Annotated in this window: 20 protein-coding genes; 14 read left to right on the top strand and 6 right to left on the bottom strand. The window is 72.2% G+C overall.

What is annotated here, in order from left to right; genetic code table 11:
* The 3 genes from AB5J73_RS24915 (at position 1) to AB5J73_RS24925 (ending at position 2,658) form a co-directional block, all read left to right on the top strand.
* A complete protein-coding gene (locus tag AB5J73_RS24915; protein WP_370972783.1) occupies positions 1-888 on the top strand; it encodes a carbohydrate ABC transporter permease in 888 nt (295 codons plus the stop codon).
* Positions 889-904: 16 nt separating this feature from the next.
* Complete coding sequence (locus tag AB5J73_RS24920) at positions 905-2,272, top strand: GH1 family beta-glucosidase (protein ID WP_370972786.1); 1,368 nt, start codon at positions 905-907, stop codon at positions 2,270-2,272.
* Between the two features lie 155 nt (positions 2,273-2,427).
* The gene (locus tag AB5J73_RS24925) at positions 2,428-2,658 is read left to right on the top strand and encodes an antibiotic biosynthesis monooxygenase (RefSeq protein ID WP_370972789.1); all 231 of its coding nucleotides are present in this window, start codon (positions 2,428-2,430) and stop codon (positions 2,656-2,658) included.
* Between the two features lie 60 nt (positions 2,659-2,718).
* On the opposite strand, the gene AB5J73_RS24930 is transcribed toward AB5J73_RS24925, so the two are convergent.
* Positions 2,719-4,515, bottom strand: coding sequence for a long-chain fatty acid--CoA ligase (locus AB5J73_RS24930; protein WP_370972791.1), 1,797 nt, complete (start codon positions 4,513-4,515; stop codon positions 2,719-2,721).
* Positions 4,516-4,642: 127 nt separating this feature from the next.
* On the opposite strand from AB5J73_RS24930, the gene AB5J73_RS24935 reads away from it, so the two are divergent.
* Genes AB5J73_RS24935 through AB5J73_RS24960 form a run of 6 tightly spaced genes read left to right on the top strand, consistent with a single transcriptional unit; the run spans position 4,643 to position 8,808 of the window.
* Complete coding sequence (locus AB5J73_RS24935) at positions 4,643-5,053, top strand: polyketide cyclase / dehydrase and lipid transport (protein ID WP_370972794.1); 411 nt, start codon at positions 4,643-4,645, stop codon at positions 5,051-5,053.
* 11 nt (positions 5,054-5,064) lie between these two features.
* Positions 5,065-5,859 carry a metallophosphoesterase gene (locus AB5J73_RS24940; protein ID WP_370972797.1) on the top strand — a complete coding sequence of 265 codons (795 nt, stop codon included), beginning with the start codon at positions 5,065-5,067 and terminating at the stop codon, positions 5,857-5,859.
* A gap of 27 nt (positions 5,860-5,886) precedes the next feature.
* Entirely contained in the window at positions 5,887-6,321 is a 435-nt protein-coding gene (locus tag AB5J73_RS24945) for an SRPBCC family protein (protein WP_370972800.1), read from the top strand.
* Positions 6,322-6,325: 4 nt separating this feature from the next.
* Positions 6,326-7,453 carry an ArsA family ATPase gene (locus AB5J73_RS24950; RefSeq protein ID WP_370972802.1) on the top strand — a complete coding sequence of 376 codons (1,128 nt, stop codon included), beginning with the start codon at positions 6,326-6,328 and terminating at the stop codon, positions 7,451-7,453.
* Positions 7,450-7,854: a hypothetical protein gene (locus AB5J73_RS24955; RefSeq protein ID WP_370972804.1), complete on the top strand. Its 405-nt coding sequence runs from the start codon at positions 7,450-7,452 to the stop codon at positions 7,852-7,854. The genes AB5J73_RS24950 and AB5J73_RS24955 overlap by 4 nt, the downstream gene beginning before the upstream one ends.
* A gap of 15 nt (positions 7,855-7,869) precedes the next feature.
* Positions 7,870-8,808 (top strand): ROK family protein, encoded by a 939-nt coding sequence (locus AB5J73_RS24960; protein WP_370973312.1) that lies wholly within the window; start codon positions 7,870-7,872, stop codon positions 8,806-8,808.
* A gap of 463 nt (positions 8,809-9,271) precedes the next feature.
* Here the strand turns inward: AB5J73_RS24960 and AB5J73_RS24965 are convergent, their stop codons facing one another.
* Complete coding sequence (locus AB5J73_RS24965) at positions 9,272-9,748, bottom strand: SMI1/KNR4 family protein (protein ID WP_370972807.1); 477 nt, start codon at positions 9,746-9,748, stop codon at positions 9,272-9,274.
* A 26-nt stretch (positions 9,749-9,774) separates the two neighbouring features.
* Here AB5J73_RS24965 and AB5J73_RS24970 point away from each other — a divergent pair, with 26 nt between their 5' ends.
* A complete protein-coding gene (locus AB5J73_RS24970) occupies positions 9,775-10,620 on the top strand; it encodes an NUDIX domain-containing protein (RefSeq protein ID WP_370972809.1) in 846 nt (281 codons plus the stop codon).
* Here the strand turns inward: AB5J73_RS24970 and AB5J73_RS24975 are convergent.
* Genes AB5J73_RS24975 through AB5J73_RS24985 form a run of 3 tightly spaced genes read right to left on the bottom strand, consistent with a single transcriptional unit; the run spans position 10,617 to position 13,057 of the window.
* Positions 10,617-11,756, bottom strand: coding sequence for a glutamate--cysteine ligase (locus AB5J73_RS24975; protein WP_370972812.1), 1,140 nt, complete (start codon positions 11,754-11,756; stop codon positions 10,617-10,619). The genes AB5J73_RS24970 and AB5J73_RS24975 overlap by 4 nt on opposite strands.
* A gap of 12 nt (positions 11,757-11,768) precedes the next feature.
* The gene (locus AB5J73_RS24980) at positions 11,769-12,293 is read right to left on the bottom strand and encodes a hypothetical protein (RefSeq protein WP_370972815.1); all 525 of its coding nucleotides are present in this window, start codon (positions 12,291-12,293) and stop codon (positions 11,769-11,771) included.
* Positions 12,290-13,057, bottom strand: coding sequence for an alpha/beta hydrolase (locus tag AB5J73_RS24985; protein ID WP_370972817.1), 768 nt, complete (start codon positions 13,055-13,057; stop codon positions 12,290-12,292). Before AB5J73_RS24985 ends, AB5J73_RS24980 begins: the two co-directional genes overlap by 4 nt.
* 209 nt (positions 13,058-13,266) lie before the next feature.
* Between AB5J73_RS24985 and AB5J73_RS24990 the strand changes: the two genes are divergently transcribed.
* Entirely contained in the window at positions 13,267-14,028 is a 762-nt protein-coding gene (locus AB5J73_RS24990) for a lysophospholipid acyltransferase family protein (protein WP_370972820.1), read from the top strand.
* Between the two features lie 17 nt (positions 14,029-14,045).
* On the top strand, positions 14,046-14,534 hold the full coding sequence (locus AB5J73_RS24995; RefSeq protein ID WP_370972823.1) for a polyadenylate-specific 3'-exoribonuclease AS: 489 nt from the start codon (positions 14,046-14,048) through the stop codon (positions 14,532-14,534).
* A gap of 3 nt (positions 14,535-14,537) precedes the next feature.
* Here the strand turns inward: AB5J73_RS24995 and AB5J73_RS25000 are convergent, their stop codons facing one another.
* Positions 14,538-14,984, bottom strand: a complete 447-nt coding sequence (locus AB5J73_RS25000) for an Lrp/AsnC family transcriptional regulator (protein WP_370973314.1) — start codon at positions 14,982-14,984, stop codon at positions 14,538-14,540.
* A 9-nt stretch (positions 14,985-14,993) separates the two neighbouring features.
* Between AB5J73_RS25000 and AB5J73_RS25005 the strand changes: the two genes are divergently transcribed.
* The gene (locus AB5J73_RS25005; RefSeq protein ID WP_370972826.1) at positions 14,994-15,812 is read left to right on the top strand and encodes a DMT family transporter; all 819 of its coding nucleotides are present in this window, start codon (positions 14,994-14,996) and stop codon (positions 15,810-15,812) included.
* A 1-nt stretch (position 15,813) separates the two neighbouring features.
* The gene (locus AB5J73_RS25010) at positions 15,814-16,095 is read left to right on the top strand and encodes a DUF2000 family protein (protein ID WP_370961114.1); all 282 of its coding nucleotides are present in this window, start codon (positions 15,814-15,816) and stop codon (positions 16,093-16,095) included.
* Positions 16,096-16,144: the final 49 nt, after the last annotated feature.

The following is a 16,144-nucleotide window of genomic DNA, read 5'->3' on the forward strand; positions in this document are numbered from 1 at the left end:
ATGACCACCGTGCTGACGCCGGCCGCACCCGCGCCGCCGGCCGCGGCGCCCGGCCGGATCCGGCGCATCGGGCGGCGGATCGCGAGCCCGTGGACCTACGCCGCGCTGATCGCGATCCTGGCCGGCTCGGCGTTCCCCGTGTACTGGTCGTTCGTCGTCTCCTCGCAGACGACGGAGGCGGTCGGGAGCGTGCCGCCCGTGCTCGTGCCCGGCGGGCACCTGTTCGAGAACATCGCCCGCGTCTTCGACGAGACGAACTTCGCGCTGGCGCTGGGGAACTCGCTGATCGTCGCGGGCACGATCACCGTGTCCGTGGTGCTGTTCTCGACGCTCGCCGGGTTCGCCTTCGCCAAGCTGAAATTCCGCGGGCGGACGTTCCTGCTGCTGCTCGTGGTCGCCACCCAGGCGATCCCGACCGAGCTCGGCGTCGTCCCGCTCTACATGATGATGGCCGACTTCGGCTGGGCCGGGCAGCTGCAGGCGGTGATCGTGCCCGGGCTCGTCACCGCGTTCGGCGTGTTCTTCATGCGCCAGTACTTCGAACGCGCGCTGCCGCTGGAGCTGCTGGAAGCCGGGCGGATGGACGGCTGCGGCTCGCTGCGGCTGTTCTGGCACGTGGCGCTGCCCGCCGCCCGCCCGGCCGCGGCGGTGCTCGGGCTGTTCACGTTCATGCAGGCGTGGAACGACTTCTTCTGGCCGCTGGTGGTGCTGGTGCCGGAGAACCCGACGGTTCAGACCGCACTGTCCAGCCTGGCCAGTGGCTACACCACCGACTACACGCTCGTGCTCACCGCCGCGACCATCGGCACCGTCCCCGTCCTCCTCGTGTTCCTGCTGTTCGGCCGCCAGATCGTCGGCGGCATCATGCAGGGCGCGCTCAAGGGCTGACCTCCCGGAGATCACCGTGACCACCAGTTTCCCGCCCGGTTTCCGCTGGGGCGTCGCCACTTCGGCGTTCCAGATCGAGGGCGCCACCACCGCGGACGGCCGCGGACCGTCCATCTGGGACACCTTCGCCGCGGTCCCCGGCGCGGTGGCGGGCGGCGACACCGGGGAGCCGGCGGCGGACCACTACCACCGCTGGCCCCAGGACCTCGCCCTGCTCGCCGGCCTCGGCGTGGACGCCTACCGGTTCTCGGTGTCGTGGCCGCGCGTGCAGCCCTCCGGCCGCGGCCGCGTCGAACGCCGCGGGCTCGACTTCTACCGGCGGCTCGTGGAAGGGCTGCGGGAGAAGGGGATCGAGCCGTTCCTGACGCTTTACCACTGGGACCTGCCCCAGGCGCTGGAGGACGAAGGCGGCTGGCGGTCCCGCGACACGGCGTTCCGGTTCGCCGACTATGCGGCCCTGGTCCACGCGGAGCTCGGTGACCTGGTCGAGCACTGGACGACGCTGAACGAGCCGTACCCGTGCGCGGTCGCGGGCTACGGCGAGGGCCGCCACGCACCCGGCGCGAAGGAGGGGCACGGCGCCCTCGCGGCGGCCCACCACCTGCTGCTCGGACACGGCTCGGCGGTGCGCGCGATGCGGGCGCAGGCACCGCCGCACCACCAGTTCGGCATCGTCCTCAACCAGTCCCCGGTGGTCCCGGTGTCCGGTTCGGCCGCGGACGCGGCGGCCGCCGCCCGCCAGGACACGCTGCTGCGCCGCCAGTTCACCGACCCGCTGTTCGGCGGCCGCTACGCGCCGGGCCTGGCGGCGATGTTCAGCGGCGTCTCGGACTTCGCCTTCCGCCGCGACGGCGACCTGGGGACGATCGGGCAGCCGCTGGACTACCTGGGCGTCAACTACTACTACCGCCTCCACGTCGCGGACGCCCCGCTCCGCGAACCGGACCCGGCGGCACGGACGGTGGCCGACATCGGCGTCGACACCTCGCGGCTGCCGGACGTCCCGCGCACGGGCATGGGCTGGCCGGTGGAGCCGGAGGGCCTGACGGAGGCATTGGTGGGCCTGCACAACCGCTACCCGGGGCTGCCCCCGGTGTACGTCACGGAGAACGGCTGCGTCTACCCGGACCGCAGCGACTTCGCCGACTACGAGCGCATCACGTACCTGAGCGAGCACATCGAGGCGGCGCGCACCGCCGCGGCGGCGGGGGTGGACCTGCGGGGGTACTTCTGCTGGTCCCTGCTGGACAACTTCGAGTGGGCGCACGGGTACAAGCACCGGTTCGGCCTGGTGCACGTGGACTACGCGACGCAGGCGCGGACGCCCCGGGCGAGTTACCGCTGGTACCGCGACTTCGTGACGGCCCAGCACACGACTCGGTAAAGCGCTGGTCCGCCGGGCCGGGCCGACCCTACGGTGACGCCATGAGCGATCACCCGGAAGCGCCCGTCGGGGCGTTAGAACCGCCGTACTACGTGGCTGTCTTCACCACTGTGCGAACCGCGGAGCAGAGCGGGTACGGCGAAACGAACGCCCGCATGGAAGAACTCGTCCGGGAGGTCCCCGGCTACCTGGGGATGGACCACGCGCAGACCCCGGGCGGACTGGGCATCACCGTCGGGTACTTCCGCGACGCCGACGCCCTCGGCGAGTGGCGCCGCAACGCCGAGCACCGCGGAGCGCAGCAGCGCGGCCGGGCCGAGTGGTACCAGAGCTACACCCTGCACGTGGCGAAGGTGGAGCGCAGCCACGGTTTCACCCGGCCCTGAACGCCATGAGGGGCACCTTCCTGGCTCTCAAGTCCAGGAAGGTGCCCCTCAGGCAGCTCGCTACTTCTTGTACAGGCCTTCGATGTCGTTCGCGTAGTTCTTCGACACCACGTTCCGCTTCAGCTTCAGGCTCGGCGTGATCTCGCCGCCGGCCTCGGTGAAGTCGTTGGACAGCACCGTGAACTTCTTGATCGCCTCGGCCTTCGACACCTGCTTGTTCGCCTCGTCCACCGCCGCCTGGATCTCGGCGAGCAGGTCGGCGTCCGAAGCGAGGTCCGCGACCGTGGCCGAAGAAGGCTTGCCGTGCTGGGACTTCCACGCCGGGAAGTACTCCTCGTCCACCGTGACCAGTGCCGCGATGAACGGGCGCTGGTCGCCGACCACCATGGCCTGGCTGACCAGCGGGGCCGCCTTGATCGTGTCCTCGAGGCCGGACGGGGCGACGTTCTTGCCGCCCGCCGTCACGATGATCTCCTTCTTGCGGCCGGTGATCTTCAGGAAGCCGTCGGAGTCGAGCTCGCCGAGGTCGCCGGTGTGGAACCAGCCGTCGGTGAGCGCTTCCTTCGTCGCCTCCGGGTTGTTGTAGTACGCCCGGAACACGACGTCGCCCTTGAGCATGACCTCGCCGTCGTCGGCGATGCGGACCGACGTGCCGTTGACCGGCTTGCCGACCGTGCCGACGCGGAACGCCGTCTGCGTGTTGACGTTCGCCGCCGCGGACGTCTCGGTCAGGCCGTAGCCCTCGAACACCGGGACGCCGATGCCGCGGAAGAAGTGCGCCAGCCGCGCGCCGAGCGGGGCGCCGCCGGACACCGCCGCGACGCAGCGGCCGCCGAGGGCCGCGCGCAGCTTGCCGTAGACGAGCTTGTCGAACGCCAGGTGCTTCAGCTTGAGGCCGAGCCCGGCGCCGCCCTTGTCCTGGGCCTGGCTGTACTCGACCGCGACCGCCTCGGCGGCGTCGAAGATCTTGCCCTTGCCGTCGCCGTGGGCCTTCTGCTTCGCCGAGTTGTAGACCTTCTCGAACACGCGCGGCACGGCGACGACGAACGTCGGCCGGAACGTGCCGAGGTCGGCGACCAGGTTCTTGACGTCCGGGGTGTGCCCGAGGGTGACCCGGGCGGTGAGCGCGGTCACCGCGATCGCGCGGGCCAGCACGTGCGCCAGCGGCAGGAACACCAGCAGCGAGTTGCCCTGCTCCATCAGCTGCGGGAACGCCTCGATGTCGGCGCGGATCTCGGCCAGCAGGTTGCGGTGGGTCAGCTCGACGCCCTTGGGGCGGCCGGTGGTGCCCGAGGTGTAGACGATCGTGGCGAGCTCGTCGGCGCTGACCTCGCGGCGGCGCTCGTGCAGCTCGTCGTCGGACAGCGAAGCGCCCAGCGCGGCCAGCTCTTCGACGGCGGGGGAGTCGCCCTCGATCTGCCAGGTGTGGTCCAGCCCGGTGAGCCGGTCGCGGATCTCCTCGACCGCGCCGCGGTGGCCGTTCGTCTCGACGAACACGCCCTTGGCGGCCGAGTCGGAGAGGATCCAGTACACCTGTTCGGGCGACGAGGTGTCGTAGATCGGCACCGTGACCGCGCCCGCGGCCCAGATCGCGAAGTCGATCAGCGTCCACTCGTAGCGGGTCTTCGACATGATCGCGACGCGGTCGCCGCGGCCGATCCCGGCCTGGGCCATGCCCTTGGCGACGGCCAGCACCTGGGCGGCGAACTCCTTGGCGGTCACGTCCAGCCAGCTGCCCTCGACCTGGCGGCGGAAGCTCACCACGTCGGAGAACCGCTCGGCGTTCGCCCAGACGACATCGGACATGTTCTCGTCGTCGGCCACCGGCTTGCCGGCGGGAGCGCTGTATTCGCGCACGTGGACCTCCGTGTTCAACGCGTGCGGCAGGCGACACCGCTGTTACCCGCCAGTCAACTTAGCGTGGTGAGCACCTTAAGACCATGCTGATCGCCGTCGCACGGCGAGGGCGTGACATTCTTCGCACGTGAACGCACCGCCCGCCATCGACGTCGTCGACGAGACGTTCCTCGCGGTCCCGCCGTCCACCGTGGCCGCCGCTTTCGCCGATCCCAGGTCGTGGACGCGCTACTGGCCCGACCTGGTCCTGGAGGTCTACACCGACCGGGGGGACAAGGGCCTGCGCTGGACCGTGCGGGGCGCGCTCGTCGGTACGATGGAGGTCTGGCTCGAGCCGGTGCTCGACGGCACTCTGCTGCACTACTTCCTGCGGGCGACCCCCGCCGACGCGGCGGGCGCGCCCCGTGCGCTGGCGCCGCGCGACCTGCGCCGGGAGTTCGACCGGCGGGCCCGCGCGGCCAAGGCGATCGCGCTCGGGCTCAAGGAGATCCTGGAGGACGGGCGCGAGCCCGGGGTGCCTCCGCGCGGCGAAGACTGAAGGGACCAGGGGTGCGGGTACACGTCGTCTCGGACGTGCACGGCAACGCGGACGCGCTGAAGCGGGCGGGGGACGGGGCCGACGCGCTGGTCGTGCTCGGCGACCTGCTGGACTTCGTCGACTACCGCGACCACGACAAGGGCATCATGGGCGCGCTGTTCGGCGCCGAGAAGGTGGGGGAGTTCGCGCGCCTGCGCCGCGAGGGCACCCGTGACGAAACCGTTGCCTTCTCCCGGACGCTCTGGGCGAGCCTCGACGACCCGGCCGCCGCGGTCGACGAGGCCATCCGCGAGCAGTACGCGGCGCTGTTCGCGGCCATGACCGCGCCCACCTACGCCACCCCCGGCAACGTCGACACGCCCTCGCTGTGGCCCGAGTTCACCGGCGAGGGCGTCCAGGTCCTCGACGGCGAGGTGGCCGAGATCGGCGGCCTCCGGTTCGGGTTCGTCGGCGGCGCGCTGTTGCCCGACGGCGTCGTCCCGCGCCGCCGCAAGGGCGCCGCCTGGCGCCCCTACCTGCGGGATCGCGAGGACTACGACAAGAGCGTCGCCGCGCTCACCGACATCGATGTCCTCTGCACGCACGGCCCGCCGGCGCTGCCGGAGCTGACCTACGACGTCGTCGCGCGCCGCAACGAGATCGGCTCCACCGCGCTGCTGGAGCTGATCCGGGAGCAGCGGCCGCGCTGGTCGGTGTTCGGCCACGTGCACCAGCCGCTGTCCTCGCGCGTCCGGGTCGGCCTGACCGAGTGCCGTAACGTGGGTCACTTCAAGGAGACCGGGCAGCCGTACGTGCTGCGCTGGTGACCGACCGCGGCGGCTACGCTTCGTCCCATGGCCGAGCAGTCCACACAGTCCATCGAGGTCGACGCCGAGCCCAGCCGGGTGATGGCCGTGATCGCCGACTTCCCCGCGTACCCGGAATGGGCCAAGGCCGTCCGGCAGACCGAGGTCCTCGACACCGACGCCGGTGGCCGGGCCAAACAGGTCAAGCTGACCCTGGACGCGGGCCCGATCAAGGACGTCTACACCCTCGAGTACGACTGGGACGGTGACGGCCTCGGCGTCAGCTGGCACCTGGTCAAGGGCCAGATGCAGAAGGCGCAGAACGGCCGGTACGCGCTCGAGGACCTGGGCGGCCGGACCCGGGTCACCTACACGCTCTCGGTCGAGCTGGCGCTCCCGATGATCGGGCTGCTGCGCCGCAAGGCCGAGAAGATGGTCATGGACACCGCGCTGAAGGAGCTCAAGAAGCGGGCCGAGGGGTAGCCGCGTGCGGATCCTGCTGTTCACCGGCAAGGGGGGTGTCGGGAAGACGACGCTGGCCGCCGCCACCGGCGCCGCCCTGGCCGCTCGCGGCAGGAAGACGCTGGTCGTGTCCACCGACCCGGCGCACTCGCTCGGCGACGCCTTCGGCCACCCCCTGGGCGCCGAACCGTCCGAAGTGGACGCCCTGCTGTCGGCCGTCCAGATCGATTCGCGGACGCTGGTGGACACCACCTGGCACCGGCTGCGCGCCGAGCTCCAGGCCGCACTGGCCGGCGCGGGGCTCGACACCTTGGACGCCGAAGAGCTCACCGTGCTGCCCGGCGTCGACGAGCTGCTCGCCCTCACCGAGGTCCGCCGGCTCGCCGAAGACGGGCCGTGGGAGACCATCGTCGTCGACTGCGGGCCGACGGCCGAGACGCTGCGGCTGCTCGCCCTCCCGGAAGCCGTCTCGGGCTACCTGACGCGCGTGTTCGGCCGCCGCGTCACCGAGTCCGTGCGCCGGCTCGGCGTCCACCTCGACGGCTTGCGCGCGCTGCTCACCGAGCCGTCGGTGACCACGGTCCGGCTGGTCCTCACCCCCGAGCGGGTGGTCGTCGCCGAAGCGCGCCGCACGCTCAGCTCGCTGGCCCTGCGCGGCATCGCCGTCGACGGCCTGATCGCCAACCGGCTGATGCCCGCGCCCGGCTTCTGGCGCGGCGGCGCCGCGTCGTGGCTGCGCACCCGCCGCACCCAGCAGGACGCCGTGCTCGCCGAGCTCTCCGGCGCCGGGTTCGAGCGCGTGTCCCGCGTCGAGCACCGCGCCGTCGAACCGGTCGGGCTGCCCGCGCTGCTGGAGATCGCCGCGGAGCTGTACCGCGACGGCGACCCCCTGGCCGGCGACGGCACCCCGGTCACCCCGCTGCTGCGGGTCCGCCGGGCACCGGACGGGTACACGCTGCGCATCGCGATCCCGCTCACGCGGGACGCCGAGGTCGACCTCGCCCGCGTCGACGACGACCTGGCGATCACCGTGGACGGCTTCCGCAGGCTCATCGCCCTGCCGGAGTCGCTGCGGCCGTGCCGGATCACCGGCGCGGAATCCGACGCCGACGGCCTGGTCGTGAGCCTGGCCGGGAACCGGGGACGCGGGTGAGCGAAGAGGAACCCACGGACGGGCCGCGGCTCGTCGAGGAGCTCCGGCTGCTCGTCGAGATGGTCGTCGAGAAGGCGGCGCCCTGGCTGCAGGAGGTGGTCGCCGCCGGGCACGGCACCCCTGAGGAGGGGAACGCCGGGGCTTCGGCGTGCGGCTGGTGCCCGCTGTGTGCGATCGTCGCCGTTGTGCGAGGTGAGCGTCCCGAGCTGGTGGCGAGGGTGGCCGAGCAGCTCGCGCAGCTGGTCGCCCTGCTGCGCGCGGTGCTGGCGGACCGCTGGGAGCCGGAGGAGGGCGTCCACATGCCCGGGTTCCGGCCCGCGCCGCGGCCCCCGGCCGACGCGTCGGTGTCGGTGCGGGTCCAGCACATCGCCGTCCGCAGGCGTGACGAGTGGGAGAACTGAGTGCGGACGATAGGGGTGGACGTCGGCGGGACGAGCGTCCGGGCCGGCGTGGTGGACGAGCGCGGCTCCCTGCTCGACACGGCACGCGTCGGGACGCCGAGCGAGGAAGGCGCCCTCGAGGACGCCATCGCGGGCGTCATCGAGGACCTGCGCAACCGCCACGAGGTGGCGGGCGTCGGCCTGGCCGTGGCCGGGTTCGTGGCCCGCGACCGCCGGTCGGTGATGTTCGCGCCGCACCTGGCCTGGCGCGGCGCGCCGGTTGCGGACCGGATCGAGAAGCGCGTCGGCCTGCCGGTGCTGCTGGAGCACGACGTCAACGCGGCGATGGTCGGCGAGCACCGCTTCGGCGCGGCCCGCGGCGCCCACGTGGCGGCGCTGGTGGCGCTGGGCACGGGCATCGGCGCGGGCCTGCTGCTGGACGGCAAGCTGTTCCGCGGCGCGTACGGCGTCGCGCCGGAGCTGGGCCACCTGACGGTGGTCCGCGGCGGCCGGCCGTGCCCCTGCGGCAAGTACGGCTGCTGGGAGCGCTACTGCAGCGGCACGGCGCTGGCGGCGACGGCGGTGGAGCTGCTGGCCCGCCACCCGGGCCGCTCGACGGTGCTGGCCCAGCAGGTCGCGGGCGACCCGGGCTCGGTGACCGGCCGCCGCGTGGCGGGCGCGGCCCGCGACGGCGACCCGATCGCCCAGCTGGCGATGGCCGAGCTGGCCAAGTGGCTGGGCGAGGGCCTGGCACTGGTGGCGGACGTGTTCGACCCGGAGATCATCGTGATCGGCGGGGGCGTGTCGGAGTCGGCGCCCCTGTTCCTGGACGAGGCCCGCGAGCACTACGCGGGCGCGATCACGGGAGCCCGGCACCGGCCCTTGGCGCGGATCCGCACGGCCCACCTGGGCGACGACACGGCGATCGTCGGCGCGGCGGCGCTGGCCCTGGAAGCGGCCAAGACCCCGGTCTGACCGCGCTCGCCAAGGTCGCGAATGAGTCATTCGCGACCTCCAGCGTCCCGAATGACTCATTCGCGACCTCCAGCGTCCCGAATGACTCATTCGGGACCCTCGTGGCCCGGAACCGTCGGTGGCTCCCGATAGCGTGGCGATCGGGGGCGGGCCCGCGAGCGTGGCGATCGGGGGCGGGCCCGCGAGCGTGTTCGCCCGCCCGGGACGCTGGGTATCTCCCGGCCATGGGGATCGCGATCGGGCTCGGCGGCCTGCTTCTGGTGGCCGCGGCGGCCGTGCTGCGCTGGAAGGCGCGCCGGCGGTGGGTGCCCCTGGTGGCGTTGCTCGTGGAAGGCGTGGGCTGGGCGCTCGCGGCGCAGTTCCTGCTCAAGCCCCTGGTCCCGGGCCCGGTGCTGGCCGTCGTGCTGCTGAGCGGCATCACACTGGCCATCCTCCTGACCGCGGTCATCGGCGGCCGGCGGCGTTACTCCTCCGGGAAGCTCCCCGACGGCACGAGTCCCTCGGCGAACGCCCGGAACGTCGGCGCCAACGCCAGCTCGGCCTCCAGCTCCACGTCGAACCACGTCACCGACGGCTCCGAAGACCGGCGGTAGTCCAGCGCGACCCACGTGTGGCCGTCCCCGGACAGCACCACCACCTGGCGAGGCAGGTCCCACTCCGCGCTCAGGTAGGGCGAATCCAGGATCGACAGCCGCCCGCCGACGCCGAGGAGCTGGTCGAACGGCACGTGCGTGGCGCTGTACGACGTCGGCGCGCTCGTCGGGAAGGCGTCGAACGAAGCCGCCACCGCGCCGCCGTTGCGCAGGCCCAGCAGCTCGCCCAGCTCGATCGGCAGGCGGACGCCCAGCTCGCGGCCGGCGTGGGCGAAGGTGCGGGCGCTCAGCGGCTCGCCGGGACCGCGGTCCCAGAAGGTGGGCTTGAGCTGGTCGAACCGGGTCACGCCGGGAATTGTGACAGGCTGGCCGAGTGAGTCACCAGTCCGCGAGCGTCTTCGTCAAGTGTTCCTGCGGGCACCTGCACTGGGGCCGCTACGGCGCCGCCGGGTTGCTGCTCGTCGATCCCGCGCGCGGGGTCCTGCTGCAGCGCCGGGCCTGGTGGGTGCACCACGGCCGCACCTGGGCGCTGCCCGGCGGGGCCATCGAGGCGGGCGAAACGGCGCTCACCGCGGCCGCCCGCGAAGCCTTCGAAGAGGCCTCCGTGCCCGCCGAAGCCTTCCGGACCGTCTCCGCCTCCGTCGTCGACCACGGGGACTGGAGCTACACCACCGTGCTCGCCCTCGCCGAAGGCGCCGAGGCGCGGGTCGCCAACACCGAGAGCGCGGAGGTGCGCTGGGTGGATCCCGAAGACGTCCCCGGTTACCCCCTGCACCGCGACTTCGCCGCCGCCTGGCCGGACCTGCGGCCCCGCGTCGGGCGGGAGCTCGTCCTCGTCGTCGACGGGGCCAACGTCGTGGGCTCGCGGCCGGACGGCTGGTGGCGCGACCGGCACGGCGCCGCCGAGCGGCTGCGCGACCAGCTCGCCCGCCTCGCCGAAGCCGGCCTGACCGATCCGGACGACCCCGCCGTGACCTGGTGGCCGCGGATCGTCCTGGTCGTCGAAGGCAAGGCCAAGCACGTCACGGGCGTGCCCGGCGTCGAGGTCGTCTCCGCGGACACGGACGGCGACTCGAAGATCGTCGAGGTCGTCGCGAAGCAGGCCGATGCCAGGATCCTGGTCGCGACGGCCGACCGCGAGCTGAAAGGGCGCGTCGAAGCGCTCGGCGCGGCGATCCTCGGCCCGGGCACCTTGCGCACCCGGCTGGACCGGCTCTAGTCCTTCGCGATCCCGTCGCGCATCTCGGAGACCAGCGACGCCATCACGGCCTTGAGGCTGCCCTTGTGCCGTTCCGCGACCGCCCGCTGCCGCCGGTAGCTCGGCCCGTACTCCAGGATCGTCTCGACGTCCCGCAGCTCGGCGACGCAGCCGAGCCGCCGCGCCACCGGCTCCAGCCGGTCCAGCAGGTCGGCGATGTCGTCGGTGACCAGCCGTTCGCGCCCCGCCGCGTCGAGGATGACGATCGCGTCGGTGCCGTAGCGGGCCGCGCGCCACTTGTTCTCCTGGACGTGCCACGGCGGCAGCGTCGGCAGGATCTCGCCGTCGTCGAGGCGCTGGCTGAAGTCGTCGACCAGGCACTGCGTCAGCGCCGCGATCGCGCCGACCTCCTCCAGCGTCGGCAGCCCGTCGCAGACGCGCATCTCGATCGTGCCCAGGTGCGGGGCCGGCCGGATGTCCCAGCGGATCTCCGAAAAGTGGTCGATCACGCCGGTGGTGAACATGTCGTCGACGTAGTTCTCCAGCTCCGCCCACTTCCGGAACTGGAACGGCAGCCCGGCCGTCGGCAGCTGCTGGAACATCAGCGCCCGGTTCGACGCGTACCCGGTGTCCTCGGCGCCCCAGTACGGCGACGACGCCGACAGCGCCTGCAGGTGCGGCGCGTAGTTGAGCAGCCCGTCCAGGATCGGCAGGACCTTCTCGCGGTGGTCGACCCCGACGTGCACGTGGACGCCGTAGATCAGCATCTGCCGTCCCCACCACTGGGTCCGGTCGATCAGCTTGGCGTAGCGCTCCTTGTCGGTGACCTTCTGCTGGTACCAGTTCGAGAACGGGTGCGTCCCGGCCGAGAACATCTCGACGCCGAGCGGGTCGGCGACGCCGTGCACGACGTCGAGGGACTCGTTCAGGTCGGCCTTGACCTCGGCGATCGTTTCGCAGACGCCGGTGATGATCTCGATGGTGTTGAGCAGCAGCTCCTGCTTGATCTTCGGGTGCTCGGCGGCGCCGTCGGGGCGGACGGCCTCGAGGATCCGCTCCGCCACCGAGGACAGCTCGCCGCTGCGGCGGTCGACCAGGCCGAGCTCCCATTCCGCGCCGACGGTCGATCGCCGCGAAGGGGTGAAGTCGATGCGCATCGCCGTGGCGCGTCAGACCTGGGCGCCGTTGCTGGGATCGGCGCCGGGCGGCGGTCCCTGCCGGACGCGCAGCAGCAGGAGCGCGATCGCCGTCGCGAGCGCGAGGATGCCGAGCGGGGTCGCCACCGTCGGGCCGACGCCGATCGCGCCGGGCAGGATCAGCAGGAACAGCCCGGCCAGGAACAGCAGCAGGATGAGGAACGCGCCCATCTTCGGCCGCGGCAGCGGCGGCGGCTCCGGCGGGACGTAGTGCTCGTCGTCGCCCGCGGGGTCGTCGGAGAACATCGTCGTGTCCCACGACGTGCCCCCGGACCGCCAGCCGGGCTCGGGCGGGGAGGGGTCCGCGGCCGGCGGCTCGGCGGGCCGTTCCGGCGTCTTCCGCTGCTCGGTCGCCGTGCCGGTCTGCTGGGGCCCCGCGGCGTCGGCGGTGTCGGCAGTGTCGTCTTCGGGGAGCCCGAACCCGTCGGCCCGCAGGTCGGCGACGATCTCGGCGAACGTCGCGTCGACGTCCTCCGGCCCGTCCTTCCCCCGGCTCATGCGGTCTCCTCAGGCTGTGCGGCGTGCGCCTTCGCGAACTCGACGCTACGCGTGAAGATCACCTCGGCGTCGTTGTCCTGCGTCGCCACGTGGTAGCTGTTCTCCAGCACCACCTCGGTGACGTCGGTGCTCGAGACCCCTTGCAGCACGAGCTGCGAGTTCACCGGCTCGACGACGTGGTCGACCGACGAGTGCAGCAGCAGCACCGGCTGCGTGACCTTGCCCAGGTCCGCGCGCACGACGGCCCACAGCTTCGCCAGGCTCGCGGCGGCCCGGACCGGGGTGCGGGGGTAGGCCAGCTCGGTCTCGCCCGGCTTCTTGATGTCGTTCGCGATCGCCGGCACCGACGGCACGATCCGGCCCAGCACCGGCAGCAGCTTCGTGTCCCACTTCAGCCGCGTCACCGACGGGTTGACCAGGACGATCCCGGCGATCCGGTCGCCGAACTCCTCGGCGAGGCGCAGGGTGAGCGTGCCGCCCATGGAGAGGCCGCCGACGAAGACCGTCTTGCACGCCGAGAGCAGCTCGAGGAGCGCTTCCCGGACCGTGCCGTACCAGTCTTCCCACGTCGTGCGGTTGAGGTCCGGCCAGCGGGTGCCGTGGCCGGGCAGGAGCGGGCAGCGCACGGTGAACCCGGCGCCGGCCAGGTGATCACCCCAGGCCCGCATGCTCGCCGGGGTACCGGTGAACCCGTGGCAGAGCAGGAACCCGGTGTCGGCCGAACCGGTGTGGCCGAACGGTTCCGCGCCGGCGAGCACGCCCATGCGATCGCCTTCCGTGTGAGCGGTGGATCCGTCCATGCTCTCACGGCTCGCGGGCGTTGTGGGGTTCCGCCCGGACCCGGAATTCGCTGTGAGATCGATCGCTGCCCGCCGGTAACCGGGTGGTCTCCGTTGTGCGGCGGCCGCCCGGGTTCGTAGGCTGTCTCGCGCGGGTGGCAGGGGTTGAGCAGCGATGGAGGACTGAGGCACCGGTGCTGTACTGGCTCATGAAGTGGGTATTCATCGGACCGCTGCTCAAGACGCTGTGGCCGACCAAGGTCGTCGGCGCGGAGAACATCCCCGAGACCGGCGGCGCGATCCTGGCCGGCAACCACCTGGCGGTCGCGGACTCGTTCTTCATGCCGCTGCGGGTCAAGCGCAAGGTCACCTTCCCGGCCAAGTCGGAGTACTTCACCGAGCCCGGCTTCAAGGGCCTGCTCAAGAAGTGGTTCTTCACCGGCGTCGGCCAGTTCCCGATCGACCGCTCCGGCGGCAACGCCGCCCAGGCCGCGCTCGACACGGCGACCCGCCTGGTCAAGGCCGGCCACCTGCTCGGCATCTACCCCGAAGGCACCCGTTCCCCGGACGGCCGCCTCTACAAGGGCAAGACCGGCGTCGCCCGCATCGCCCTGGAGTCCGGCGGCGTCGTCGTCCCGGTGGCGATGATCGGCACCGACAAGGTCAACCCGATCGGCTCCAAGATGTGGTGGCCCCGCCGCCTCGAGGTCCGCTTCGGCACGCCGCTGGACTTCTCGCGCTACGAAGGCCTCGCCGGCGACCGCTTCATCGAGCGGTCGATCACCGACGAGATCATGTACGCGCTGATGGAGCTCTCCGGCCAGGAGTACGTCGACATCTACGCGGCGAAGGCCAAGGAGCTGCTGGCCGCCGAAGCCGCCGGGGTGAAGCCCGCGGTGCCCGCCCAGCCGTCCTCCCGCGACGCGGCCCGGGTGCCCGACTCCAAGGTCGGCTGACCCACTACTGTTCACCAGTGCGTTTTTTCTACGACACCGAGTTCATCGAAGACGGCGTGACGATCGACCTGGTCTCCATCGGTGTCGTCGACGAACGGGGCCGCGAGTTCTACGCGGTCTCGACGGAGTTCGACCCGGCCCGCGCGGGCCAGTGGGTCCGCGACAACGTGCTGGACAAGCTCCCGTCCCCGGCCGACCGGGCGTGGCGCAGCCGCGAGAAGATCCGCACCGACCTCCTGGAGTTCTTCGGCAAGCCCCCGGGCGGCATCGAGCTGTGGGCCTGGTTCGCGGCGTACGACCACGTGGCGCTGGCCCAGCTGTGGGGCCCGATGCCGGCCCTGCCCCGCCAGCTGCCACGCTTCACGCGCGACCTGCGCCAGCGGTGGGAGGACGCGGGCAAGCCGAAGCTGCCCTCGGCCCCGACCGACCAGCACGACGCCCTGGCGGACGCGAAGCACAACCTCGCGCGCTGGGAAGTCATCGAGGAGTACTTCCACCACCGCTGACGGTCATTCGACCGGGGTGACCACCGTGCGGCGGACGTGGCTGAAGATCACCGACGTCCGGACGTCGACGATCTCCTTGCGCTGGGTGAGCCGGTCGAGGACGAACCCGCTCAGGTGGTCGTTGTCGGCGACCGCGATGTGCAGCAGGAAGTCGTCGCTGCCGGACATCACGAACACCGACAGCACCTCCGGCAGCCCCGCCACGAACGCGCGGAACGATTCGATCACCGCGCGGTCGGGCGGGCGCAGCCGCACCGCGACCATCGCCTGCACCGGCCGGCCGATCTTCTTCAGGTCGACTTCGACGTGGTGCCCGCGCACGATCCCGCGCCGGGTCAGCTCCCGCACCCGTTCCAGGCACGTCGACGGCGCGATGTGCAGCTTGCGGGCCAGCTCCTTGTTGGTCTGCTTGGCGTCCTCCTGCAGCAGGGTCAGCAACGCCGAATCCAGTGCCTCTCGGTGGCCGCCGTCCTGGCCGCCGCGCTGATCTGGAGCAGCTCGTTCGCGGTCACCAAGGTGGCGCTGGCGGAGGTCCCGCCGATGACGCTCGGCGCGTCGCGGTTCGTGCTCGCCGCGCTCGTCCTCGGCGTCGCGGCGCGCCGCTTCCCCCGGCCGTCCACCCGGCAGCGCTTGTCCATCGGCGGCGCCGGTCTGCTCGGGATCACGGCGTACTTCGCGCTGGAGAACGCCGGCGTCGACCTGGCGACGGCGTCCGACGCGACGCTGATCGTCGCCGCCTACCCGATCATCACCCTGGCCCTGTCCGGCCGCGCCGCGTTGTCGGCGGTCCGGCTGGTGGGCATGCTGGTGGCTCTCGCCGGGGTCTGGCTGGTGGTGTGGGACCAGCCCGGCGGCCACCACCTGTGGGGCGACCTCCTGCTGGTCGCGGGCGGCTTCGCGTGGGCGGCCTACAACGTGGTCGCGCGCCGGGACGGCTCGGGCGCGTCGCCGATCGTGGTGACGTACTACCAGACGCTGGCGGGCGCGGGTGGGTTCGCCCTGCTGTCGCTGACCGAGGCGGACCGCTGGACCGTCCCGTCCGGCGGCACCCTGCTGCGGATCGGTTTCCTGGCCGGGTTCTGCTCGGTGGCGGCTTTCCTGCTGTACAACCACGGGCTCCGCGGGCTGGAGCCGAGCGTCGCGGTCAACCTGCTCAACGTCGTCCCGGTGGCGGGGCTCGGCTGGGCGGTGGTGCTGGCGGGGGAGAGCCTGGCCCTTTCCCAGCTGCTCGGCGGAGCCGTCGTGCTCGCCGGCGTCTTCCTCGGGAGCCGGAAGTGAAGTGCGCGGTCGTGGTCGGTACGGAGCTGCCCGCGGGTTTGGCGGCCGACGTCGAGGACGCGGACGGCGTCACGCACGCCAGGATCATCCACGTGCCGCTGCCGATCCTGACGGCCTCGCGGTCGCCTTCAGCGCGCTCGCCCAGAGCTGCCGCACGTACGAGGAGTACACGGCCAGGATGGCGGCCACGGCCACCGCGGACATCGAGGGCGTCGGCGTCGCCCTGCACGGCCCGCGCAAGCGCGTCGACCGGCTGGTCGGGGCACTGCCGCTGCTGCGCTGACGGCCGAAAACTGTCGGGGTCCCCCGGTAACGTGAAAACCGGGGGACCC

Origin of the sequence: Amycolatopsis sp. cg9, from assembly GCF_041346945.1 — a bacterium.
GTDB lineage: Bacteria > Actinomycetota > Actinomycetes > Mycobacteriales > Pseudonocardiaceae > Amycolatopsis.